General features: G+C 40.5%; 22 protein-coding genes and 1 other annotated feature. Of the genes, 4 read left to right on the top strand and 18 right to left on the bottom strand.

The features are described 5' to 3' along the window. Nucleotides 1–133 precede the first annotated feature (133 nt). Genes trpA through trpE form a run of 6 tightly spaced genes read right to left on the bottom strand, consistent with a single transcriptional unit; the run spans nucleotide 134 to nucleotide 5,974 of the window. Complete coding sequence (gene trpA, locus FQ087_RS17485) at nucleotides 134–907, bottom strand: tryptophan synthase subunit alpha (protein WP_149581870.1); 774 nt, start codon at nucleotides 905–907, stop codon at nucleotides 134–136. After that, the gene (gene trpB, locus FQ087_RS17490) at nucleotides 900–2,114 is read right to left on the bottom strand and encodes a tryptophan synthase subunit beta (RefSeq protein ID WP_149581871.1); all 1,215 of its coding nucleotides are present in this window, start codon (nucleotides 2,112–2,114) and stop codon (nucleotides 900–902) included. Before trpB ends, trpA begins: the two co-directional genes overlap by 8 nt. Nucleotides 2,115–2,117: 3 nt before the next feature. After that, nucleotides 2,118–2,732 carry a phosphoribosylanthranilate isomerase gene (locus FQ087_RS17495; RefSeq protein ID WP_149581872.1) on the bottom strand — a complete coding sequence of 205 codons (615 nt, stop codon included), beginning with the start codon at nucleotides 2,730–2,732 and terminating at the stop codon, nucleotides 2,118–2,120. Next, complete coding sequence (gene trpC / locus FQ087_RS17500; protein WP_149581873.1) at nucleotides 2,729–3,517, bottom strand: indole-3-glycerol phosphate synthase TrpC; 789 nt, start codon at nucleotides 3,515–3,517, stop codon at nucleotides 2,729–2,731. The genes FQ087_RS17495 and trpC overlap by 4 nt, the downstream gene beginning before the upstream one ends. Beyond that, a complete protein-coding gene (gene trpD / locus FQ087_RS17505; RefSeq protein ID WP_149581874.1) occupies nucleotides 3,514–4,545 on the bottom strand; it encodes an anthranilate phosphoribosyltransferase in 1,032 nt (343 codons plus the stop codon). The genes trpC and trpD overlap by 4 nt, the downstream gene beginning before the upstream one ends. Before the next feature lie 55 nt (nucleotides 4,546–4,600). After that, entirely contained in the window at nucleotides 4,601–5,974 is a 1,374-nt protein-coding gene (gene trpE / locus FQ087_RS17510) for an anthranilate synthase component I (RefSeq protein ID WP_149581875.1), read from the bottom strand. Between the two features lie 77 nt (nucleotides 5,975–6,051). Further along, nucleotides 6,052–6,277: a binding site (T-box leader), on the bottom strand. Between the two features lie 230 nt (nucleotides 6,278–6,507). Between trpE and rluF the strand changes: the two genes are divergently transcribed. After that, complete coding sequence (rluF, locus tag FQ087_RS17515; RefSeq protein WP_149581876.1) at nucleotides 6,508–7,212, top strand: 23S rRNA pseudouridine(2604) synthase RluF; 705 nt, start codon at nucleotides 6,508–6,510, stop codon at nucleotides 7,210–7,212. Nucleotides 7,213–7,288: 76 nt separating this feature from the next. Here rluF and dacB read toward each other — a convergent pair whose 3' ends face one another. Together dacB and FQ087_RS22535 are read right to left on the bottom strand one after the other, a co-directional pair. Next, on the bottom strand, nucleotides 7,289–8,839 hold the full coding sequence (gene dacB, locus FQ087_RS17520) for a D-alanyl-D-alanine carboxypeptidase/D-alanyl-D-alanine endopeptidase (protein WP_149581877.1): 1,551 nt from the start codon (nucleotides 8,837–8,839) through the stop codon (nucleotides 7,289–7,291). A gap of 247 nt (nucleotides 8,840–9,086) precedes the next feature. Next, on the bottom strand, nucleotides 9,087–9,257 hold the full coding sequence (locus tag FQ087_RS22535; protein WP_188006795.1) for a hypothetical protein: 171 nt from the start codon (nucleotides 9,255–9,257) through the stop codon (nucleotides 9,087–9,089). An 81-nt stretch (nucleotides 9,258–9,338) separates the two neighbouring features. On the opposite strand from FQ087_RS22535, the gene FQ087_RS17525 reads away from it, so the two are divergent. Further along, a complete protein-coding gene (locus tag FQ087_RS17525) occupies nucleotides 9,339–9,710 on the top strand; it encodes a VOC family protein (protein ID WP_483315859.1) in 372 nt (123 codons plus the stop codon). Between the two features lie 60 nt (nucleotides 9,711–9,770). On the opposite strand, the gene FQ087_RS17530 is transcribed toward FQ087_RS17525, so the two are convergent. The 8 genes from FQ087_RS17530 to FQ087_RS17565 all read right to left on the bottom strand — a co-directional run bounded on the left by FQ087_RS17530 (nucleotide 9,771) and on the right by FQ087_RS17565 (nucleotide 19,509). Beyond that, nucleotides 9,771–10,898, bottom strand: coding sequence for a DHHW family protein (locus FQ087_RS17530; protein ID WP_149581879.1), 1,128 nt, complete (start codon nucleotides 10,896–10,898; stop codon nucleotides 9,771–9,773). An 11-nt stretch (nucleotides 10,899–10,909) separates the two neighbouring features. Next, entirely contained in the window at nucleotides 10,910–12,319 is a 1,410-nt protein-coding gene (locus FQ087_RS17535) for an MBOAT family O-acyltransferase (RefSeq protein ID WP_149581880.1), read from the bottom strand. 111 nt (nucleotides 12,320–12,430) lie between these two features. Beyond that, complete coding sequence (locus FQ087_RS17540) at nucleotides 12,431–12,997, bottom strand: DUF4358 domain-containing protein (protein ID WP_255452431.1); 567 nt, start codon at nucleotides 12,995–12,997, stop codon at nucleotides 12,431–12,433. A 423-nt stretch (nucleotides 12,998–13,420) separates the two neighbouring features. Further along, on the bottom strand, nucleotides 13,421–13,849 hold the full coding sequence (locus FQ087_RS17545) for a PhoU family transcriptional regulator (protein WP_149581882.1): 429 nt from the start codon (nucleotides 13,847–13,849) through the stop codon (nucleotides 13,421–13,423). 365 nt (nucleotides 13,850–14,214) lie between these two features. Next, nucleotides 14,215–15,924: a methyl-accepting chemotaxis protein gene (locus FQ087_RS17550; protein ID WP_149581883.1), complete on the bottom strand. Its 1,710-nt coding sequence runs from the start codon at nucleotides 15,922–15,924 to the stop codon at nucleotides 14,215–14,217. A 420-nt stretch (nucleotides 15,925–16,344) separates the two neighbouring features. Next, entirely contained in the window at nucleotides 16,345–16,962 is a 618-nt protein-coding gene (locus tag FQ087_RS17555; RefSeq protein ID WP_149581971.1) for an NAD(P)-dependent oxidoreductase, read from the bottom strand. Nucleotides 16,963–17,215: 253 nt separating this feature from the next. Beyond that, the gene (locus FQ087_RS17560) at nucleotides 17,216–18,733 is read right to left on the bottom strand and encodes a succinyl-CoA:acetate CoA-transferase ScpC (RefSeq protein ID WP_149581884.1); all 1,518 of its coding nucleotides are present in this window, start codon (nucleotides 18,731–18,733) and stop codon (nucleotides 17,216–17,218) included. Nucleotides 18,734–18,864: 131 nt separating this feature from the next. Further along, nucleotides 18,865–19,509 carry a LytTR family DNA-binding domain-containing protein gene (locus tag FQ087_RS17565; RefSeq protein ID WP_149581885.1) on the bottom strand — a complete coding sequence of 215 codons (645 nt, stop codon included), beginning with the start codon at nucleotides 19,507–19,509 and terminating at the stop codon, nucleotides 18,865–18,867. Between the two features lie 214 nt (nucleotides 19,510–19,723). Here FQ087_RS17565 and FQ087_RS17570 point away from each other — a divergent pair, with 214 nt between their 5' ends. Then, entirely contained in the window at nucleotides 19,724–20,356 is a 633-nt protein-coding gene (locus FQ087_RS17570; protein ID WP_149581886.1) for a CBS domain-containing protein, read from the top strand. A 56-nt stretch (nucleotides 20,357–20,412) separates the two neighbouring features. Here FQ087_RS17570 and FQ087_RS17575 read toward each other — a convergent pair whose 3' ends face one another. Together FQ087_RS17575 and FQ087_RS17580 are read right to left on the bottom strand one after the other, a co-directional pair. Further along, on the bottom strand, nucleotides 20,413–21,669 hold the full coding sequence (locus FQ087_RS17575) for an MFS transporter (RefSeq protein ID WP_149581887.1): 1,257 nt from the start codon (nucleotides 21,667–21,669) through the stop codon (nucleotides 20,413–20,415). 245 nt (nucleotides 21,670–21,914) lie between these two features. Beyond that, nucleotides 21,915–22,598, bottom strand: a complete 684-nt coding sequence (locus tag FQ087_RS17580) for a class I SAM-dependent methyltransferase (RefSeq protein WP_255452420.1) — start codon at nucleotides 22,596–22,598, stop codon at nucleotides 21,915–21,917. Between the two features lie 252 nt (nucleotides 22,599–22,850). Between FQ087_RS17580 and FQ087_RS17585 the strand changes: the two genes are divergently transcribed. Next, nucleotides 22,851–23,804 (top strand): AraC family transcriptional regulator, encoded by a 954-nt coding sequence (locus tag FQ087_RS17585; RefSeq protein ID WP_149581888.1) that lies wholly within the window; start codon nucleotides 22,851–22,853, stop codon nucleotides 23,802–23,804. Nucleotides 23,805–23,807: the final 3 nt, after the last annotated feature.

A 23,807-nucleotide genomic window follows, 5' to 3' on the forward strand; every position in this document is an offset into this window, starting at 1 on the left:
CTATCCTAGAAATATACGAAAAAGAAGTGACACTGTATAAGAAACGCCCCTCCTTACGCGGTTTTTCACGCAAGGAAGGGCGTTTTTCTACATGATTCGCTGTCTAGCAGGCGACTTACGACTTGCGCTTTTCTTATTTCGACATTTTCACTAATGCTTCGACCGCTGTTAAATCATTTCTATGAAAAGCAGTAACAATCGCACTGCCCACAATGACACCGTCTGCAAGCGCACCAATTGACCGGACCTGTTCAGGTGTTGAAATACCAAACCCAGCTAGAACAGGCACAGGACTTACCGCTTTCAACTGCTCCAAATGGGCAGCAAGATCATCTCCAAATCCATCCCGCACTCCTGTAATTCCGTTTACTGTCACCGCGTACACAAAGCCTTCAGCTTCCGCTGTTATTTTCTTAATCCGTTCTGGTGGGCTTGTTAGCGAGACGAGTGGAATGAGTGCAATATTAGCCTTCATAAGCGCATCCCGCAACAATCCACTTTCTTCGTATGGCAAGTCAGGCACAATAAGTCCGCTAATTCCGCTGTTTTGACAATCCATAGCAAATTGATCAACGCCATAGCTCAAAATTGGATTTAAATAAGTCATGATAACAAGCGGTACGGTGATTTCATCCTTGAATAAAGTAAGTTCTTTCAACACAGTTCGAAGTGTTACCCCTTTAGCAAGTGCCCGTACTCCAGCTTGTTCAATTACTGGACCGTCTGCCACAGGATCTGAAAAAGGTATGCCAAGTTCGATTGCAGTCACACCTGTTTGTTGTAGAAATAGTATGTTTTTCTTAATCGTTTCAAGACCGCCGTCACCAGCCATTATATAGGGCACAAACGCTTTATGACCACGGGTTACACAATCAGTAATGGCGTAAGTTAAGTCTTGCTTAGTCATTCAAGCCACCTCCTAATGCATCGCGTACCGTTTGGACATCTTTATCGCCTCGTCCTGAAAGGCAAATGACAAGAATTTCTTCCTCTCCCATCCTACCCGCCAGTTCGACTGCAAAGTGAACCGCATGTGCACTTTCTAGTGCCGGGATGATTCCCTCCACTTTCGCCAATAACTGCAATCCTTCCAATGCACCTGCATCCGTTACAGATGTGTACGTAACACGCCCGATATCATGCAAATGGCTATGTTCTGGACCAACGGCTGGGTAATCAAGACCTGCTGAAATGGAATGCGCTTCCTGGATAAACCCATCGTCGTCTTGCAACACATACATATACGCCCCGTGCAAAACGCCTTCTTTGCCATCCGCAATTGCAGCTGCATGAAGTCCTGTTTCGATACCACTTCCTGCCGCCTCAACACCGTACAAAGCCACTTTTTCATCGTCAATAAACGGATGGAACATGCCGATTGCATTGCTCCCTCCTCCGATGCACGCAACAATCGCATCTGGTAAACGCCCTTCTTTCCCCACAATTTGTCGTCTCGTTTCCACACCGATAACGCGTTGAAAATCACGAACAATCCTCGGGAAGGGATGCGGACCAAGAGCTGAACCTAATATGTAATGCGTGTCTTCCACATTCGCTACCCAGTAGCGCAGCGCCTCATTGACTGCATCTTTCAGTGTGCCTGATCCTTTATCGACTGAAACGACCTTAGCTCCAAGTAACTCCATACGGAAAACATTCAATTCCTGTCTACGAATATCTTCTTTCCCCATGTAAATAACACATTCGAGATTAAATAAGGCGCATACCGTTGCCGTTGCCACTCCGTGTTGACCCGCTCCTGTTTCCGCAACGATTTTCTTTTTGCCCATGCGTATCGCAAGGAGTGCCTGCCCAACCGTATTATTGATTTTATGGGCACCCGTATGATTTAAATCTTCGCGTTTGAGATAAATCTTTGCGCCGCCTGCTTCTTTTGTAAGTCTTTCCGCAAAGTACAGCGGCGTCTCCCGTCCGACAAAATCCTTTAAGTAGTAATTTACTTTTTCCGTGAAAGCAGGATCGACAATCGCTTCATCGTAAGCAGCCTCTAGTTCGATAAGTGCCGTCATTAATGTTTCAGGAACAAACTGCCCACCAAACCTTCCATATCGTCCTGCCTGTGTAGTCTGAGTTACATCCATTTCTTTTACCATCGCTTATCTCTCCTCATCTTTGACTGCTTTAATGAATGCACGAATCAAATTCCCGTCTTTTCTTCCCATACGTTCTACTCCGCTTGAAACGTCCACCATATATGGATTTACTGTCCTGATTGCCTGTGCAACATTGTCAGCGTTCAGTCCGCCCGCCAGAATCACTTTTTCCGATTGGACACCAGCGTCTTTCATTAGGTGCCAATCAAAGGTCATTCCGCTACCTCCTTTAAAGTCAGTTCCTGGCGTATCGAACAAAAAGTAGTCTGTTTCATATTGTATAGATTGCTTTGCGTATTCATCGCTGTAAACTGATAACACTTTAATGGAAGGAAGTCCGACTTTTTTGATAAAATCCGAACTTTCATCACCGTGAAATTGAATAATATCTAGCGGTACTTCCCGATACGTTTTCTCAATTTCATCTTGTGATGCATCTACAAATACTCCAACTTTCAGCACTCCAGTTGGAATAGTCTTCGCTAACTCTTGCGCTTCAGCAATTGTCACTTGCCGTCTGCTTGGAGCAAAGACAAAGCCAATTGCATCCGCTCCAGCATCCACTGCTGTTTTCACATGTTGCGATTCCATTAATCCGCAAATCTTCACCTTCGTCATCGGACTACTCTTGGTAACGCGACTTGCAGAGATTGTATGGCTGTAGCAACTGAACCACTTCGCATAAGCGATTCACCGACGAGAACCGAACTCGCACCGGCATCTGCAACAAATAACGCGTCTTCTGTTTCCCAAATACCACTTTCGCTAATCAGGACACGTTCTTCATTGAACGGAAATAGGCTCGCAATCTCTTCTGTTCTCTTTAAATCCACTTTAAATGTGCGGAGATCCCGATTGTTGACACCTATCAGTTTTGCATCGATACCAATCGCACGTTTCAGCTCCACTCCGTCATGTACTTCCACAAGTACCTCCAGTCCAGATGACAATGCATAGAGATGTAGATTGCTTAGTTCTTCATCAGTAAGAGCAGCAACAATCAGTAGAATGACAGATGCCCCCGCACTTTTCGCACGGTCAATTTGTACGGTATGGATGATAAAATCCTTGCATAGCAACGGAATCGGAACATCTTCCGCTACAGCTGCTAAGTCTTCGAAAGAGCCCTTAAAAAAATGACTATCCGTCAAAACGGAAATACATGCTGCACCTGCATTGTAATAAGCAATCGCTTGTGCGACAGGATCCGCACCTTCCGCGATAAGTCCTTTCGAAGGAGACGCACGCTTCATTTCCGCGATGACTTGCAAGCGCTCTGTTTTATATAACTTTTTGAACAAAGAAGGACGAGACGGACGAACTTCTTGTAACACTTCCTGTTCCGCCAACATGTCTAGCACTTCACGCCGTTTCTCTTGTAAGATTTCATCCAGAATCGTCATCTCGCCACCGCCTTTGCACTGATTTTCGTACTGAATGCTACTACTGCATCTAGCTTTTGCAACGCTTTACCAGATAAAATACTGTCCGTCGCCTGTTTGACACCTTCTTGAATCGTCCCCGCTTGCCCATTCGCGAATAAACCAATGCCCGCATTGAAAACGACTGTATCGAAATGAGGACCGCGAATTCCATTGAAAATCGCACGAATGATTGCCGCATTTTCCTTCGCGTTGCCTCCACGTATAGCCGAAATCGGTGCAGAGTTAAGTCCCACGTCATCCGCTGTCAGTGAAAATGGGATCAAATCGCCTTTATCAAGAAGAACAAATGCATTTTGTCCCGCAAGTGACGCTTCGTCCATTCCACCTGCTCCCGATACGATAATTGCCCTCTCTCTGCCAAGCATGCGCAATACGGATGCATATTCCATCGTGAAGTCCGGCCTGTTTATACCCGTAAATTGTGTTTTTAATGGGATTGGATTGGTTAGAGGCCCTACAAGATTAAAGATAGTCGGCTTACCGATTTGCTGCCGGATAGCACCGATTCGTTTCATTTTCGGATGAACGTTTGGTGCATATAAGAAGGTGATCCCTTCCTGTTCAAGCAGTTCAATTGTTTCGTCTAAGCTGAAGTCCGTATGAATGCCGAGCGCTTCCAATACATCGGAACTTCCCGCATCACTCGAAATTTTCCGATTGCCATGCTTAGCGATAGAAGCGCCTGCTCCTGCCAATACAAACGCGGATGCCGTACTAATATTAAAAGTATTTGAGCCATCTCCGCCTGTTCCGCAGTTATCCATAAATGTTTCCCGTGGAACATTTACTTTAAGCGCGAACGATTTCATAACCGCAGCAAGAGACGCAACTTCGTGAGCCGTTTCCCCCTTTTTTGACAAAGCTAAAAGAAAATCAGCTACGTCTCTCGATTCCGTTTGCTCATTAAACATCAGCTTAGACGCTTCCAACATTTCTTCATACATCAAATGCTCGCCTATCTCTACTCTTCTCACAAAACTTCTCATCTCAATCTCTCCTTTGCTCTGCTAAGCTCTTTCTCACAATCAATTCATCATTGAATTAGTTTACGACTTCCAACAAAGACTTGGCTTTATTGGCCGTCTCCATGAATTCTGCTGTAGGATCTGACGCTTGCACAATGCCTGCTCCTGCCTGAACGTAAGCTTTACCGTCTTTCACAACCATCGTGCGAATTGTCAACGCAAAATCCATATTGCCATTGAAACCGATATACCCGATTGCACCGCCGTAAATACCCCGGTCCATTTTCTCCAATTCATCAATCAATTCCATTGCTCGTTTCTTCGGTGCACCTGTCACCGTACCCGCCGGAAGACATGCCGTTAACGCGTCTAATGAATGTAGCACCGGCGATAATGTTCCCTCTGCCTCCGATACAATATGCATCACGTGCTCATAACGGACAACTTCCATATAGCTTGTGACTCGCACCGAATCCGGAAGGCACACCTTCTCCAAATCATTCCGCCCAAGGTCGACAAGCATATCGTGTTCAGCAAGTTCTTTCGGATCAGCTAGCAACTCTTTCTCGAGCGCTATATCTTCAGCTTTATCTACACCGCGTCGGCGTGTCCCTGCAATCGGATTCGTCATCACTTTGCCATTCGATACACGTACCAAACTTTCCGGTGACGTACCCACGATGACATGATCATCGAATTCCATGAAATACATATAAGGTGAAGGATTACGTTTTCTTAGCTTTCGGTATAATGAAAACGGATCGCCGTTAAAGTCCGCTACTAAACGTCTCGACAGCACAACTTGTTCGACTTCGCCTTGTTCGATATATCCTTTTGCCTTGCGTACCAAATCTTCAAAATCCCGCTGAGTTACGGAACATTTATAGTCGGATATTGCAAAAGCCGACTCTTTCTTTTCTGGTCCAGACAACATACTTTCCGCCAGTGCATCCAAATCAGGAGCGCTTTGTTCCGGATTAATTTCCGTATGCAGCAGTGTCACCTCATTCAATACATGGTCGAAAATAATAATGGTCTCGTAAATATTGAAATTAACATCCGGGAATCCCATATCGTCATGGGAACGCGTTACACTGTCGGAACCCGCTCCATATCCCACGTAGCCAACCGCTCCACCTGTGAAAGGAAAATCGATTTCGTCTGTAATTCGCGGCACCAATCTTTTCAATAGCACGAACAGATCACCCTCGTGTACATATTTCTTGCCCGTAGCATATACATGTTCTTCAAGTTTTCCATCACGTCCGCTGTAAGACTTCAGTGGATCCATTCCAAGGAAGGAGTAGCGCCCCGACCCATCGCGCTTCGAAGAACTTTCTAGTAAAAACTTTCTTTCCCCCTGCATTCTTCTAAAAATCAATATCGGTGTTAATGAATCCCCATTTAATTTCTTCATTGTCGTCCGTAAACTCGTCTGTTCTTTGCTCATCTCAGCTCAACTCTCCTCTTTTAGACTATTTTTTTGAATAAAAAAAGCCCTCTGCAAAAGGACAGATTAGTCCGATTGCAGAGGACGGAATACACCGCGTTGCCACCTCTAATTGAAGCATTGCTGCTTCCACTTTGCGTGTCTAAAAGACACATCCCGTAACGTGGGATCTCACGTCCAACTTGAAAAAAATTCAAATCGGCTCTCATAAGTCCATTCACATCGGCCACGAATCAGTTTCCACCACCCACTGACTCTCTACAATCGCGTACCCATGCTACTCTTCTTATTCAATAATTTCTCAGCTATGCTCTTCTCAACTCGTCTGTCGTGGGCGACACCGCTCTCGGTACCTTCTGCCCGTCTTTGAATAAAATATTGTTCTAATCTTAGTATGAATAGCATCAAGTTGTCAACCTCTTCAGTAAAGTAATGTCATTTATTTTTCTTTTACACATTGAAGATATGTTTCATTTAGTCGTTTGATTCCCAATGCGGTATACTTAATTCAACAATAAAAGCAGGTGATCCTAATGAGAATCAATAAATATTTAAGCGAAGCTGGGATTGTTTCACGTCGCGGTGCGGATAAATGGATAGAAGATGGTCGTATTACAATTAACGGGCAGCTAGCTGAGCTCGGCAGTAAAGTTGAAAGCGGCGACGAAGTACGGGCTGACGGAAAACTCGTGAAGTCGGAAGAGCAACTCGTCTATCTTGTGCTCAATAAACCCGTCGGCATTACAAGTACGACAGAACGTCATATTAAAGGCAATGTCATCGACTTCGTCAACCATCCACTACGTATTTTTCATATCGGGCGGCTCGACAAAGATTCAGACGGACTTCTTCTTCTTACAAATGACGGCGATATCGTCAATGAAATCTTACGTGAAGAAAATGGTCACGAAAAAGAATATATCGTCACTGTCGACCAACCGATCACGAAGGAATTCATCAGACAGATGGAGGCCGGTGTCCCGATATTAGATACGGTGACAAAACCATGTAAAGTAAAACAACTGGGTCCGCGCAAATTCAACATGACATTGACTCAAGGTTTGAACCGTCAAATCCGCCGCATGTGTTCTGCACTCGGCTACAATGTACGGAAATTACAACGAACACGGATTATGAACGTCCATCTCGGTGACTTGCCTAATGGGCAATGGCGTGATTTGACCGAGCAAGAACTGTCAGGAATGTTCAAGATGTTGAACTATGAACCGAAACGTTAAAGAGAAAAAGCTGATCCTTATCCGGAGTTTCCGGCGAGGATCAGCTTTTATTTTTAAACATCTAATGCAAACAGATTCACTTTCGATAATTCGCCAATGTGATGGCAATAGCGTCTAGTACTTCGACCGTTCTGTCGCTTAAGTAATTGTTAACCATAACTGAAAATATAAGCAGCTCGCCATCTTTTGTTGTCACATATCCCGACAACGCAGCAACCCCGTTCAACGCTCCCGTCTTCGCTTGGACATTCCCCTCCGCCGCAGTTCCTTTCATGCGATGACGCAATGTACCACCGATAAACCGTTCTCCATTTCCTGCTACGGGAAGTGCATTTAGGAATGTCGGATACCAGGGTTTCTTTTGTGCTACTTCGAGCAATCTCGTTACTTCATTCGCAGTGACAAGGTTTTTATGTGACATACCTGATCCGTCTCGAAGTAGCATATTCTTCGCATCAAGTCCCATATCAGCAAGGACTCCTTCCATGACGGCAAGTCCTTTATCCCAACTACCTACACCGCCAATCACACGCCCCATCTCTTTGACAAGTACTTCGGCATGTCCATTGTTGCTTAGTTTTAAAAATGGAATAAACAACTCTTTTAACGGCATTGATTGCTTTGATGCCACTAAACTAGCTCCTTTAGGAACTTTTTTGCGCCCGACTTTCGGTGTTATAGAAAATGAAATGCCTTGTTGTTCAACGGCCTCCTTAAATATGTTTAGTGCGTAATTCGTGGGTTCCCAGACAGAGGACCATGTGCGTGTTTTTTTTGCGCCTGCCGGAATTGTACCGGAAACAATAAGCGTATTTGAACCATGCTGCCGTTCAACTTGGATACTTTTCTTACCTTTTTTAGCTACAGTTTGCGTCTTGTTAACAATTGTAAGATAGTTATTCGCTGGCACCATGCTGATTTTACCCGCTTGTCCCGATTTCGTGGCAGGATACACTTCGACAATCACAGTTCCTGAGTCGTAATCATCATTCGGCGACAGCGTAAGTGCCGATACTTGGGAACCTGTATAGAAGGGTTCATCGGACCAGTTCAAGTCTTGAGAAAGCCGAATGCTGTCATACCAATAGTCATCCCCGTATACGTTTCCAGTGATGGAGCGGATTCCTCTCGCTTTTAATTCGGAAGCAAATGCTTTTAAATCATTTTTCGTCAGTGTCGGATCACCTCTACCTCTTAAATAGAGATTGCCATGAATTACGCCGTTCTCAATCCGTCCATCCATGTACAATTCTGTTTTGAACGTATGGTCTTCTCCTAGTGTTTCAAGTGCCGCTACACCTGTCAGCAGCTTCATAACAGATGCAGGGTGAACCCGCGTATCGCCAAGATTGGAATAGACAATTTCACCGGTCGACGCTTTCCGAATGCTGATTCCAGTTGTCGCACCTTGTAACCTTGGATCGTTCAGGATCTCGTCAATTTTAGGCATTTTATCAGAGTCAATAGGGAGCATATCAGGTTCTTGAATTTTAGCGACAGGCACTGTGATTTTGTCCAATGAAACCTCATTATTATCCTGTTGTTTCATCCCAATCATCAGTGTCACGATTGTTGCAATCACTGTAAGTGCAATTATTAACTTCCTTCTTTTACGCCTCTTTTTCAATCCGCTATCTCCCCCCGCTAATAACTTTGTTATAGCTTCTAATCTTTTCGGCAACAATGTGATTTCTTTTACAATACCGAATAAGGCAACCAATCGGACTGCCTGAAATCCCTGTCCCGGGCCATACTTTTTTCAGCACGGCAATATCCATCTGTTGTGACAACTTGTCCTTAAACTTGCGGTGTTGAATGGCATAACCGCATTTATAGGCATCCCATCCACTTTCATCTGCTCCTGGGACAAGTAGTCAATCTGCAAACTCTCCTACCATCTTACCGCCGTCAGACAAGATATATTCATACTCTTTTTTCGATAATGAAGATGACGAACTTGGATTATCGAATACACAGACCACTTCTTTCTGTACATGTATAATTTCATCCAGGTCTTTCAATTGACTACCTAAAACAACATCCATATTTTGGTCCTTCTATTTTGTTGAATAAAAACCGATATGCTATACTATCTAAAAATATGACTGAATAGAGGGATTATTTTCGTGTCAAATTTAAAAAGTATTGGCCAAATTGGGATACCTGTAAAAGAAATCAATCGAGCTATTTTATTTTACAAAGATTTACTTGAACTACCGCTTTTATTCAACACGGACTTAATGGCTTTCTTCAACTGCGACGGTGTCCGCCTTATGCTTAGTCTTCCCGAAAAGGAACAGTTCGAAAACGCGAGTTCCGTCCTTTATTTTCAAGTAGACGACATCACAGCAAGCTATAATCAATTGAAAGAAAAAGGAGTCTCTTTCATTGATAAACCTCATTTAATCACCAAAATGGGTTCAACCGAAACATGGATGGTATTTTTCAATGATACCGAAGGGAATACACATGCACTGATGAGTGAAGTTGAGGTTTAACTATATTATTCAGGTTCAAAAAGGAGTTGCTTCACTCATAGCGAGTAAAGCAACTCCTTTTCATGTACTTTGCGATAACCAAATCACATTTGGGTCCTTTGTAAAATTAGCAACATTGTATAAAAATAAAACTTCAGAGATGTTTTGATCATTCAAATACCTAAGGACGTCCGAATGATAATATCGAAGATCTAGTACATGTATTTCCTCAAAGTGATTCGCTAAAAAAGGGATAAATGCATGAGCATAGGAATCTTTAATGATCGCCAACTTACGACTATTTTTGACCCCTGTTTTAATTTTCACTAGTGTATGATTACCGTCCAAAAATAGCGAATACTTATCCTTTTTCTCAAGATAATCCCATTCGTACAGTGACTCAGATTGCCGCCCATCTTCATAGGTCACCATTTGAGTAGTTTCAAAATTCGGCAGAAAAACTTCAATCTTGTCCGGCTTAATACCGATTGCATTTGTCTTAGAATGGAGTGTCCCGAAAAAGTTTTCCGTTACTGTTTCAATACGAAAATCGTCTTCTTCATATGGTTTTATTCCCAATGTTTTCGCGGATTCTCTATAAGCTAAATATGCACCCCGCATCGTCCAATGGTGATCTGTTTTAAAATAGATTTGCTCGTTACTTTGCGATTTGAGCGCATCGTATACATCAATTACCTCCACTACGGAAGACAATTTTTCTTTCGCGGTTTCAAATGCATCTTTTTCGCTGTATGTTTGAGCAAACAGTGGCAGTTTATCCTCATATAACGCAATCGAAGTTGGAGCAAGTAATACATACGACCGAATACCTTCTGCATTTGCAGCAAACCTTTTTACATAGTCAATGTTTTTATCAAACTGTTCGCCAGGTTTTTCAAACGGTTCGATTAGGAATCCATCTTTTCCGAAGAACACCCCATTATTTTCTTTTTTCAATGAAGCCCTTTCCGACATCGCTTTCAACCTCACCCAACCATCTTTCCAAATAAACTGATCAGACATGTACGTTTCAAAACGCGCCGTTAACTTTCCAGAATAAAAATTTGGCAATGTCCATTCAGGCATTTGTGCTAATGGACGGTTTTCTCTATCAGAGAAAGCACGGTCACTAGCTACCACATTGAATAAACCTATTCCAAAAATGAATAACAGAAATGCACCTACAAAACACTTTTTATGAATAGACAATGTGTCACCTCCTAGAAGCGAAAATAAAGAAATGGGTTGTATGAATCATCCGCTAAGTAAGCGGTCGACAAGACAAGAATGAGTAAACAAAATACAGGAATTAAAATTTCGTCAATCAAGTTATGCCAACGTGTCATTTTATTCCTCAACACTTTCCAAATTGGAACCGAGCCAATAAAAGCTAATAGAAAGAGAATTACATTTGTATACGCATCGTACATGAATCGCTCATTTACCAATGCTTGTCCCGAAAATCCAAACATGATTTTCAAGTAGGTAAAGCTCATAGAAAGGTCTTCAAAAACAAATAGTACCCAACTAATCATGATGATAATAAACGCGTAAATATGTTGAAAAATCGGATGCATTTTATTAAGTAAAACCAGTAACCCTGCTTTTTCAATCGCAATCAATACACCAAAGTAAAGACCCCAAGCCACGAAATTCCATGCAGCTCCATGCCATAATCCGGTCAGACCCCAAACGATGAATAAATTTAGATAGAGCCTGTATTTACCTTTTCTACTCCCGCCTAGTGGTATATACACATAGTCCCGGAACCAACCGCCTAGCGTCATATGCCATCTACGCCAAAAATCCGTGATACTGCGGGAAGCAAATGGATAATTGAAGTTTTGCGGAAAATTAAACCCGAACATTTTTCCGAGGCCGATTGCCATATCAGAATAACCGCTGAAATCGAAATACAGTTGCAAGCCGAACGCCGCAATCCCCATCCAAGCCGACAATACTGATAATTCAGCAGGACTTTGCTGCTGAATTTCACTCCATAAAAATCCTATGTTATTGGCGAGCAACACCTTCTTACCAAGCCCGATAAGAAAAATTTTCACACCTTCTGAGAATTGATCAAGCGTAACACGTCTGTTTTTAAGTTCATGTTCAATAATTTCGTATCGTACAATGGGTCCTGCAATAAGCTGCGGAAATAAACAAACGTATAACGCTAGCGTCAACGGATTTCGTTGTGCTTTCACCCGTCCACGATACACGTCAATTGCATACGACATCGTTTGAAATGTGTAAAAAGATAAGCCAATCGGTAATGGAAGGTCTAAGGCATTTACATTCATGCCGAATAAATTATTGATGTTTTCAATAAGGAAATCTGCATATTTGAAAAAAGACAATAAACTTAGATTAATAATAATAGATGAAAGTAATCCGAGCTTCGCTTTAAGCGGTGCAGTTAACCTGTATTTTTGTATAAATAGCCCGTGACAATAATCTGTAATAGCTGAAAAAATCATTAAAAATATATAAACAGGTTCTCCCCACGCATAAAAGATAAGGCTAACAGTAAGGAGAATGCCATTTTTCATCTTTCTTGAACCGCAAAAATAAAGGAGTAATGTAGTTGGTAAAAAGAAAAATAGAAATAATAAGCTACTGAATACCACACAATCACTCTCCTAGCTTTTGCTATGTAAATAGGCGCTTATTAAGCGCCCTTCAAAATCCGTGACATCCGCTGGAGGCTTCTAAAATCATGGAATAAGCACCTTTAGAAATCACTTTACTTTTTCATCAAAAATCTGCTCTACTGCATCTACATTGTCATACGTAACATACAGAACAAAATTACCTGTCGTTTTTAACACATTGTTTTTTACTTTTTCATATTGATCAGGAAGATATCGTTCCCATGTTTGTATTTGTGCATCTAATTCTTTTTGCAACGAAGCTTTCAATGTTTCTGCGTCCTTCTCATTCTTCGCTTTCAAGACAATTATTTCATCCGCATTGGTATTGAACATAGAATTGAACATCAAACCTTCAGCTAGTAACTCTTTATCAAGTGCTGTTCGCTCCATAAATATTTGTGTCATTGGATTGTCTGTTTTAGCATTTACTAAATTCGTTTCAGTATAACTTTGAAGAATTTCCTCATCAGTTTGTCCATCATCGAATCCTGCATCTTTTATATCTTGTACAATTTGCCCCTTAACACTATCCATTATGTCTTTGACGGAAACTTCGGTCGTAGCTGCTTCATCCTTTTTATCGTCATTAGATCCTGTTCCCGAACAACCCACCAGCGTAAAGATAACCATTACACATATAAACATACCAAACATTTTTTTCAAAATAATTCCTCCTCAACTTTTCAACTACCCGTTTCTTAAGCAGTTAATTGATTTGACGGTTGACCTTCATTTTCGTTTCAGCCATTTTTTTGGCAACTAATTTAATTGATAATTCAACCTGATGGAGGTCTCTAATCCCCCTCTTTTTCTCTTCGAAGCGGGGTTTTACTGCCCGTTAAAAACGAGCTAAACAGCGCATTGTTTCACATGGAACTTCGTTACATTGGGAGCCAGCAGTTCAAAGACGACAAAAAGTGCTGAACAATTAAATTCAACTTTTTCGAGAGTAAAGACCTTACTCATTAAGCGCTTAACCTCTGTTGAGTGCTTTTATATACGCTATGTTAAGCTGGATTTTTTTCGCAAAAAAAAATAGAGTTGTGCCTAATTTATAGGTCAACTCTGATTCAATCATTAATTACTTACTGATTTACTTGAAGGCTCACTGTTCGGAGCTATTTGATATTGCCAAACCTTTCCGTCTTCACCTTTATAGAAATATGAGTACATATAGGATTTTTCTTCAATAAAGTTAATATACAACTGATAGTCAAGATTGTCGGATTTTATTTCATCAAAAGCTACGGCTTCTAAACTTCGGTCATACTTAAAGTCATTATGTTGGGACGAATCATAAAGCCAAGTTTCTGTGTTATCAACTACATCTGCAAGTTCTTCAGTTCCAAACTTTTCCCTAACTTCACTGTAAGTTAAACCAACTTTTGCATATTCCTCTACAAATTCTTTTGTAATTACAGTTTCTTTGTCCAAGTTAGCATTGTCTTCATTTGAACAAGCAACAAGAATAAAAATACAACTTAAACAACTTAATAATTTTTTCATTATAGCTCCTTTTTTCACTTTACATTATTAGCAGTATATGATTAATTATTCCAAACAACCGATTTTCCTAATTATTATACATGAAAATCCATAGTTTTCCTTCCCTCTCAAATATGTCATTAAGACAGCAATTAAAATTTACGAGTGTGGGGAAGGTAGGAATATTGAACAAAAAAACACCTCAACACGCGGTCATTCTCTATCTGAGATAACATGCGAGTTGAGATACTATTTTAGGTTTTAATGAAAATTATTGCGCGTTAAAAACCTGCGATTTGTTCTGTTACTTTGATTTTTGTACCACTTAACTGAATGGGATACCATAAAAGATTGATGTTTTTTCGAGCAAATAGGCGAACTTTAAATCAAACTTTAAAGAATTCAATTTGTTCTTGTAAATCTACAGCTAGATGGGCCAACGACTCTGCCGATGCTGCAATTTCCTCCATAGATGCCAACTGTTCTTCTGTAGAAGCCGCGACATTTTGCGTTCCAGATGCAGCGTTTTCTGCAATTTCAGCTAACGCTTGCTCTGATTGGAGCACTTGATCGATCCCAACCGATATTTGTTGAGCTGCAACGGAGACACCCTGTAACTGACTTGCTACATCATCTATTGAAATACGGATTTGTGCAAATGATTCTCCCGCTTTGTTTACTACTACAATCCCATCAGTTACTTCACTTGTCGTTTGTGCCATTGACTGAACGGCAACTTGGGTTTCCTCTTGTATCAAAGCAATCATTTGAGCGATTCTTTGAGCTGATCTAGCTGATTGTTCGGCTAATTTACGAACCTCATCCGCCACAACAGCAAATCCTTTTCCATGTTCACCGGCTCTTGCAGATTCAATCGCGGCATTTAATGCTAACAGATTTGTCTGTGTTGCGATGTTTGTAATCTCTTCAATGATATTCCCAATATCTCGGGATCGTTCGCCCAACCCTTCCACCACATGCGATAATTGAGAGACCGTCACATTTATGGAGCTCATTTGTTTAATAGTGGATTGAATCGCTTCGTTTCCTTCTAATGCTTTTTGCGATGTTTCAATTGCATTCGCAGAAATCCCTTGCGTACTTGATGCAATTAAATGGATACTTCCAGCCATTTCCTCAGCGATTCTCTGGCTCTCCTTCGTACCTTCCACTTGGCGCTCAGCACCAAATGCCACGTCTTGAATGGTGTGTGCAACCTCTTCACTAGCCTTTGTGGATTCTTCTGCACTCGCTGTCAATTCTTCCGACGAAGCCGCTACTTGTTCAGAAGTATTATTTACTTGTCTCATCAATTCTCGTAGCCTAGACATCATACTGTTAAATGAAATAGTTAAAATACCTATCTCATCTTTTGAGCGGTATTTCCCTTCGACTGTTAGATTACCATTTTCTGCTTCAACCATTAACGTCTCAATCTCTTTGAGTGGACTTACAATCATACGAGCAATTACGTACCCAAGCGCAACTTCTAAAATAAGCGAAAGGATAATGACCGTAATTACGATAGTATTACTCGTTTGAACGCTTTTTGTAATACTCGTATCTAAATCGTCTGCATATTTCTCTAAATAAGCTCCGATTTCTTGTAGGTGCACATTCGTATCTTCTATTTCCATTTTCAACTCTTGCTGATATTTATTATAACCTAACTCACTTTTACCAGCTAAAGCAAGGTCCATGACTTTCTGTAGTTCTGTTATATAGTTTTCATAACTTTCTTCAAATTGGACAATCCTATCTACTTGCACGTCAGATAATAAACTTATTTTCAAGCTATTTTCCAGCTCTTTATTTTCATCTATTCGCTCAGTAATTAGCCCTTTTAATTCTTGTTTCACACTGTCATCAGATGAAAGCAACATCTCCAATGAATATCCGTCGACAGCCCGATTATTGGTACTAATTTGAGACTGCCACTTTATAGGTAATAGCGCATCCTGATACATTTGTTCAGAGTTATTCTTCATTTGTTGCATGTAGTAAAACCCGGTTCCCCCAATCACGAAAAAAATGACGATCGAGAGCGATATTAAGATAAACATTTTTCTACCTATACTAGCATTTCGTAAGACCATTTACTCTTCCTCCAATTTTAATCAGTTCAAGTCATTCATTATGCAATGCTTTTATTGACGATTGCTCAGGTATTCTACCGTTCTAGTCGAATTTCAGTCCACTTAATTAAGGTCTATTTTTAAATAAAATAACCTTTATGCCCATTCCATTAAAAATAACAAGTAGTATATACCTATAATTACCCTCCTATTATATCACGGTTTAACTAGCTAATTCATCACTCGATATAATATATTTTGACCAATTAAAGTATTCTAAAATTTATTCTCTATCTAGCCAAGGATTGCGGAGTAACCTAAAATAACTCAGAGTAAGATAATTGCGATATTTTTTTCAATATAACCAACCTCCATATCGTCTTAATTCATTTGTTTTTCTGCACAAAAATAGCACTGCCAACGACAGTACTACTCTGTTTTCTAATATGAAATTCCAACACGGAATCCGATGTTGTCTCCTTGCAATAGTTCACTGTAAGCAAAAGCAGCTGTGTCACCAACGGATATTTGTTTACCATCCCCTGGCAACAAGTCGCGCTCAGTTCTGTAGCCATCTACCGCAACACCGTCCGGCAAATAAGTAGGACATACAATTGTCCATTCAAGTCCCGATAGACGAAGCATATCATACACTTTATGGTGTTCTTCCGCCGCAAAAGTCAGCCGACGATTTGTATCTCCTGCTTCATAACGTAACTTTTCAGGATCAATCTTACTTTGCAAGATACCAGCTGTCCCAATTGTAACGATTCGGCCAACTTCTATGTCTTTCATTGCCTTTATCATATGTGGAATCGCTTCAGTCAATGTTGTCGTCTTGTCTGTACCGAGCGCACTAAACACAACGTCCATCCCGGCAATTGCAAGCGAAACTGTGACTGCATTACGGACATCACCTTGGATAACAGTTAACCTATCATGTGGTGCCAATTTCTCAAGTGAACGGACAAGTACCGTCACTTCATGCCCTTCAGCAAGCGCGAGTTTTAGAACTTCCCCACCCACGCGGCCAGTTGCCCCAAACAATACCATTTTCAAAGGAACCATCTCCATTCTTTCATCTCTTTTTACTGTAACATTTTTATATGATCGGTCTGCATGCTTATTTGATTGGTCTCTCACTTTATATGATCGGTCTACATGCTTTTTTGATCGGTCACACACTCTATATGGCCGGTACTCATACTTATTTAATCGGTCGCACACTTTATATAATCGGTCTACATGAATCAAGCCTAGTCTAGCACATGAAAAAGGGTTGCTCCTGTGAGACAACCCTTCCTGTTAGTCATTAATAAGTGAGTTCTTCTACCAGCTCAAGCATAGTGCCGTTCTTCGCTAAATTTGTATGCCACGAGAATGCCTTTTCCAAGACGTGTGGCGTATGACCGCCTCTTTCAAGCGCCTCTTCGTAATAGGCACGAAGTTGATCGCGATACATCGGATGCACACAACGCTCAATAATAAGTTCAACACGTTCCCTTGGAGCAAGTCCACGTAAATCTGCATAGCCTTGTTCTGTTACAATAACGTCGACGTCATGCTCTGTGTGGTCAACATGTGAAACGAACGGAACAATACTTGAAATATTTCCACCCTTTGCAATTGATTTCGTAACAAAAATGGCAAGGCGTGCATTGCGGGCAAAATCACCTGAACCGCCGATACCGTTCATCATTTTCGTTCCCGAAACATGCGTTGAATTGACATTTCCGTAGATATCCAATTCAAGTGCAGTATTGATGGAGATTAAGCCCAAACGACGGATAATTTCTGGATGATTCGAAATTTCCTGCGGACGCATGATGAGCTTATCACGATACTTCTCAAAGTTATTAAATACGTGAGCCATCTTCTTTTCGGATAACGTAATTGAAGCACAAGAAGCAAAACAAACTTTCCCTGCATCGATCAAATCGAATACAGCATCCTGTAACACTTCTGAATACACTTCTAACTCCTCAAACTCGGAGTTAATCATTCCATGAAGAACTGCATTAGCTACCGAACCAATTCCTGACTGCAATGGAGCAAGGCACTTAGTCAATCTGCCCGCCTGAACTTCGGTGCGTAAGAACGCTAATAAATGCTCTGCCATGATTTCCGTTTCATGATCTGGTGCATCAATCGTCGATGGTGAGTCCAATTGATTCGTAAAGACGATTCCTTTCACTTTTGACACGTCGAACGGAATGCCAATTGTTCCAATCCTGTCATCCACTTTCATTAATTGAATCGGTGATCTTTCACCCTGCTTACCAGGATCATATATATCATGCAGCCCCTCCAATTGTAGAGACTGTGCCATATTTATTTCAATAATGATCGACTTGGCATGTTGTGCAAACGTCAACGAGTTTCCAACAGACGTCGTTGGAATAATCATTCCATCTTCGGTAATTGAAACCGCTTCCAAAATTGCAAAGTCAATTGGCTCGATAACTTCCGCGCGAATGAGTTCAGCTGTATGCGACAAATGATGATCCACAAATAGAAGTTCACCTTCATTAATCTTTTTCCTCATCGTCGGATCGGCTTGAAAAGGTAATCTTTTATGTACAATATTAGCTTCAGCAAACAATCGATCAACATCAGACCCTAACGATGCACCCGTATAAACATTCACTTTAAATTGTTCTGTTTCTGCACGTTTTACCAATGCCAATGGAACCGCTTTCGCGTCACCAGCGCGTGTAAATCCGCTTAGCCCAAGTGTCATGCCATCTTTAATCCAAGACGCCGCTTCTTCTGGTGAGACAACGACGTCTCTTAATTGAACGTTTTTAATTCGATCCATAAAGTTTTCCATCTATATAATGCCCCTTTTGTATTCATAACTTTTAGATAATATTAACTTATGTATAGGTATGAACGTGAAATTAAGGGCTGACAAAGGAATAACAGGCTGAAGCACTCATATATCTGACTCAAGCAGCATCATTAAAACCCTAATAATTTGCGAAAGTAACTGGAATACGATTGACTTACCGGAATTCGTGTTTCATTATTCATTTCCAGGACAAAAGTCGAATGCGAATCAGGATAAATCCCTTTAATATGATGGACATTAACAATAAATGAACGGTGGCAACGGACAAATGACTCACGTGGCAATAAATACTCGAATTCTTGTAACGTGTTTTTATGAGTACCTAAAAATCCCTCTGCCACTACGTACGTTTTTCTGTCATTCACTTCCACATACTTCACATCTGCGAAAGGCACAGGAATCCATCCATCATTTGTTTTAACTGTAACCACAGATTTCCCGTCTGTATAAGCCGGGTAAATCGCGGTGACACAGCCCCCTAACAACTTACCATCGTAAAACGGAACAGCCATCCCGTGATAAGGGACACCAAATACATCGCGGTTAATGAACTCGGATACCTTTTGTTTCTGGGAGATTGCCTTATATGCAATTGTCCCCTCTTTTACTAAATCACCCTGCCTAATTTTCAAATCAACCCGTTTACTAGGAAGATAATAGAGATACTCTTCTGTATTTGACACAGCAATCGAGACTTCATCTGAAAGCAATTCTCCAATAACATCTAATAATGAACTGAGGCTTAAATTCTCCAATTTTTTAACTCCTTTTGTTTCCTCTACTTTATTAGTTTAACACTAAATTTTTTTAATGAATTAGCAGCAGAATATTCCCTTTTAGTGTCACTAAACATATAGATTTATGGGTACTGTTGTATAATTAATTGTACAACTTCCTGAATCTTGATTATACTAATAGTGTAATAGATTAAAAATTTAGAAAATAAAACCTAGATTAGGGGGAACAACTATGCATGTAAGAGACCTACTTTTGGAAAGACTTGGCGTTTCCACTGTGAATATCAATCAAACTGTGGGGGAAGCGCTGGACGCTATAAATGCGAGCGGATATAGATGTATTCCTGTTGTTGACAATGAAGACAACTATAAAGGAATGATTTATAAAGTTCACCTGATTGAATACCTTTACGAGGACAATGGCGCTAAAACGGAGCAGATTGATCATTTACTAATGCATCAGGATACATTTATAACAGATCGTTGCTCTTTTTTAAAAGCGCTCATCAAAATTAAGGCATTGCCTTTTTTAAGTGTTGTCGAAAATGGAAAACTTGTCGGGATTCTAACGCATAACAAAGTTGAAAGTGTATTAGGGGATGCCTTCGGATTAAAAACAGGAGGAATCAATCTTACAATATCTTCAACTGAAGCTAAAGGTATGATTGAAAAACTGACGAAAACGTTACGCGGTGAAAATATTGAGGGCATGTTCACGCTGGATAACGGCTCGGTTCTTGCTCGAAGAGTTGTCATCACGCTTGAAAATGGCAAGACTGATGCACAAATCGATAAGTTGAAAGAAAAACTTATAAAAGAAGGATTCCGTGTCCTGCAAGTCGATAAAATTGCAAAGATAATTTAAGGCATCTACCGAAAAGCGATGCACATTGTATAATGTGCATCGCTTTTTCTTTATAATTATACAGCTTTCAAATCCGGTTCAGGAACACGCGCAAGTATAGCAAGACCGATGATGAACAGAATAACTAGACTGAACACACCATATGCAGAACTGCCCGTCATCTGGGCGGTCACCCCTACAAGCAAAGGGCCCATGACCGACGCAAATTTGCCGAAAATGTTATAAAATCCAAAGAACTCATTCGATTTTTCTTTCGGAACAAGTCTAGCAAAGTACGAACGGCTTAGCGCTTGAATACCACCTTGTGAAGTAGCAACAAGCATTGCCAACACCCAGAAATCCATAGTAGTTTTCATGAAAAAAGCATAAATACAAACAATGATATAGACTCCGATTCCTACGTATAACATCTTTTTCCCAGTGAATTTTTGCGCCAATTTCCCGTAAAGTATTGAAAACGGTGCTGCCACAACTTGCGTTACGAACAAGATGATAAGAAGGTTCGTTGCGCTTATCCCTAAATCCGATCCGTAAGCCGTGGACATTGAAATAATTGTTCCAACTCCGTCTATATAAAAGAAATAAGCCATCAAAAACAAAAAAACTGTCCGGTATTTACGGATTTCTTTAAATGTACCGCCAAGACGTCTGAAACCGCTGGCCAACAGATTCGATTCACGCTTAATGCCATGAATCTGATGAACATTTTTGACCATTGGAATTGTGAACACGAACCACCAAATCGCAGTAATGACAAAGGCTATCCTGCTTGCAGTTGATGTTGTGAGTGGAATAATCTCTTTACCAGCCAAAAGAATGATGGCAATACTGATTATGAACGGAATCGTGCTCCCTATATACCCCAATCCGAAGCCCCTTGCGGATATCTTATTCATCCGCTCTTCCGGCGTAACATCTACTAAAAACGCATCGTAAAATATATTCGACCCATGAAAACCAATGGCGGTGATGGTGTAAATGATCAACAACCACAACCAGTTACCGCTTGGTACGAATGCTAATGAAAGCGTCGCGGCTGTCCCCATAAGGAAAAAGAATAGAAAGAACTTCTTCTTTAATCCTTCATAATCGGCAATCGTTCCTAAAAGAGGCCCAATCATCGCGAGTATGAATGTCGCAATGGCAACTGTGTACCCCAAATACGCAGTCGAATTCGACATACTTACGCCCGCATCTGTCGCCACCGCCTTATAATAAAGCGGAAATACCGCCGTTGTAATAATAATCGAATACGCAGAGTTCGCCCAATCATAGAAAATCCAACTGTTCTCCTCTTTACTGTACTTCTTCACTCCTCATTCCCCCTTTATTCCCTAAGTACAGTGTACAATAACGGAAATCATATAATAAGGAAAAATCAAAATTTAACAATCGTAATAACCCTACTGTTTTGCATTAAATACATATATGGACATCGGCTTAACTACACGACTCTTTCGTGATTCTTCTAATAAATTTATTTCGGATTGAATAAGCAACTTTAATTTGTCAGGCAAATCAACCATCTGGCTAATCTCTGCTTTATAATCAGCTACCGTCATGGCGATTTCCCATTCAGCATCTTGTAGTTGTGGGGAATGAATAGTTTGTCATTTTTAATCGTCCAGCCGACGTTTTCGACAGCACGTTTAATATCCGCGGGCGTAAACAGTGTACGTACATTCGAAAGACTACTTTCTTTGAAACATTCATACTGGGATTGAATAAGCACAGCCAAAAAGTGTGAGTATTGCTCAATCATTTGAATTCTAGAATCCCATTCAGCAAAACATAATGTCTTACCCCATTTTTTAACCCTCTTCAAAATCCCCTCTAGTTCCTCAAATGATTTTAAGTACCAGGAACAATGCGAGAAAACAATATAGTCAAAACTATTTTCGAGAAAATCTATCTCCGCTGATAAAACATCAACGTTAAACTCCATTTTAATTTGTTTTCCTAACTTCGACTGCTGTAAATAACGAGCAGAATCACCTACTGTTATCGGGGCGCCGTAATCTGGAGACGCAATATCTATCCCGTGAATAAATCCTTCTTCTCCGACGCTATACGCTAACACAGCCGTTGTATCCCCTTGTCCACAACCGATTTCTAAAACACTACTTCCTTCTTCGATTCCCCAAAACTCAACAAGCTTAAGACGGTGCTCCGTTTGTATTCTTTGGATATCATCATTAGACGCCATACATTTTAAAATGGTTGTAATCTCGTTTTCTTTCATACACGACACCTCATTTTTATGTTAAAATATGGTGCACAATCTCAACCAAAATCACTTTCTAATACTTCTTTTCTCCAAAGTTTCCTATTTCCCCTTTTTATACAAGCATCAAGTACACAATGACGCTACACAGTTATTTATTTTAGTATGCAATTCCAACGACTCTTCTTGGTCACCCCATTTCAAATTTACTTGTATAACTTCAAATTCCCTTCTAAATGATAGAATCGCCATAGGACAGTTTTCTCGGATATGAATGATTTGCTATTTTATAAAGCGAAAAGGCGGGCGATTGATATCCAACAGTTAATTTTACTGCAACAAGTAATTGATTATGTGGAGGATCATATTAAAGAAGACATTAAACCTGAGAAATTAGCTAAACTGGTTGGATATTCTCCTTATCACTTTTATAGGATTTTTGATAACCATATTGGTTACACAATTATGGACTATGTCTTAAAAAGAAAACTGCAGTACGCGTTATATGAATTAGTAAAAGGTAAAAAAATAATTCAGATCGCATTAGACTATGGATTTGAGACTCATTCTGGCTTTACAAAAGCTTTCAAAAAATGTTTTGGCAGTCCGCCAAGCTTATATAGACTTCATTGTCCTCTATCATTGCCTCAAAAAATTGATTTATTGAGCCTCAGCAAGAAAAACGTCGGCGGCATTATTATGCAACCTAAAATTGTTCAGAAACCAGCTTTTACTATTGCCGGTAAAACTTTTGAGAGTGTTATCGATAATGTCTTTTACACAAGAGATGCGCCTGCCTTTTGGGACCAAAGAATTTCCTCCGACGAATCAATCGAAAGCACACTTTACGAAGCATTATCTCCCAAAAAACATGGAGAATATTGCATCAATCTTAGTAGTGCAGCATTAGAAGACAGATTTACTTACCTATTCGCGGTAAATTACGATCAAGATGTTCAGCTACCTGCTGGACTGATAAAGCTGCAAATTACAGATGCTACCTATGCAGTTTTTAGGACTCCACTTGTTGAAGTCGAACAGTTCGTCTCCTCCATTAAGGGAACTTGGCTCTATATTTTAGAAGATTGGCTACCTCAATCGCTATATGAAGTCGATGAAGCAGGCTATGATTTTGAGTATTACGATGAACACTGTCATGACTGGGATTACGAAAAAATATATATGGAAATTTATCTGCCGATTAAAGAAAGAAATAGAGAGTGATCG

Origin of the sequence: Sporosarcina sp. ANT_H38 (assembly GCF_008369195.1) — a bacterium.
Taxonomy (GTDB): domain Bacteria; phylum Bacillota; class Bacilli; order Bacillales_A; family Planococcaceae; genus Sporosarcina.

Excerpts from the sequence above, each read along its gene's own strand:
- trpA (WP_149581870.1), bottom strand. The coding sequence starts at position 907 with ATGACTAAGCAAGACTTAACTTACGCCATTACTGATTGTGTAACCCGT.
- trpB (WP_149581871.1), bottom strand. The coding sequence starts at position 2,114 with ATGGTAAAAGAAATGGATGTAACTCAGACTACACAGGCAGGACGATAT.
- FQ087_RS17495 (WP_149581872.1), bottom strand. The coding sequence starts at position 2,732 with ATGACGAAGGTGAAGATTTGCGGATTAATGGAATCGCAACATGTGAAA.
- trpC (WP_149581873.1), bottom strand. The coding sequence starts at position 3,517 with ATGACGATTCTGGATGAAATCTTACAAGAGAAACGGCGTGAAGTGCTA.
- trpD (WP_149581874.1), bottom strand. The coding sequence starts at position 4,545 with ATGAGAAGTTTTGTGAGAAGAGTAGAGATAGGCGAGCATTTGATGTAT.
- trpE (WP_149581875.1), bottom strand. The coding sequence starts at position 5,974 with ATGAGCAAAGAACAGACGAGTTTACGGACGACAATGAAGAAATTAAAT.
- rluF (WP_149581876.1), top strand. The coding sequence starts at position 6,508 with ATGAGAATCAATAAATATTTAAGCGAAGCTGGGATTGTTTCACGTCGC.
- FQ087_RS22535 (WP_188006795.1), bottom strand. The coding sequence starts at position 9,257 with ATGGATGTTGTTTTAGGTAGTCAATTGAAAGACCTGGATGAAATTATA.
- FQ087_RS17540 (WP_255452431.1), bottom strand. The coding sequence starts at position 12,997 with ATGTTTGGTATGTTTATATGTGTAATGGTTATCTTTACGCTGGTGGGT.
- FQ087_RS17545 (WP_149581882.1), bottom strand. The coding sequence starts at position 13,849 with ATGAAAAAATTATTAAGTTGTTTAAGTTGTATTTTTATTCTTGTTGCT.
- FQ087_RS17550 (WP_149581883.1), bottom strand. The coding sequence starts at position 15,924 with ATGGTCTTACGAAATGCTAGTATAGGTAGAAAAATGTTTATCTTAATA.
- FQ087_RS17560 (WP_149581884.1), bottom strand. The coding sequence starts at position 18,733 with ATGGAAAACTTTATGGATCGAATTAAAAACGTTCAATTAAGAGACGTC.
- FQ087_RS17570 (WP_149581886.1), top strand. The coding sequence starts at position 19,724 with ATGCATGTAAGAGACCTACTTTTGGAAAGACTTGGCGTTTCCACTGTG.
- FQ087_RS17580 (WP_255452420.1), bottom strand. The coding sequence starts at position 22,598 with ATGAAAGAAAACGAGATTACAACCATTTTAAAATGTATGGCGTCTAAT.
- FQ087_RS17585 (WP_149581888.1), top strand. The coding sequence starts at position 22,851 with ATGAATGATTTGCTATTTTATAAAGCGAAAAGGCGGGCGATTGATATC.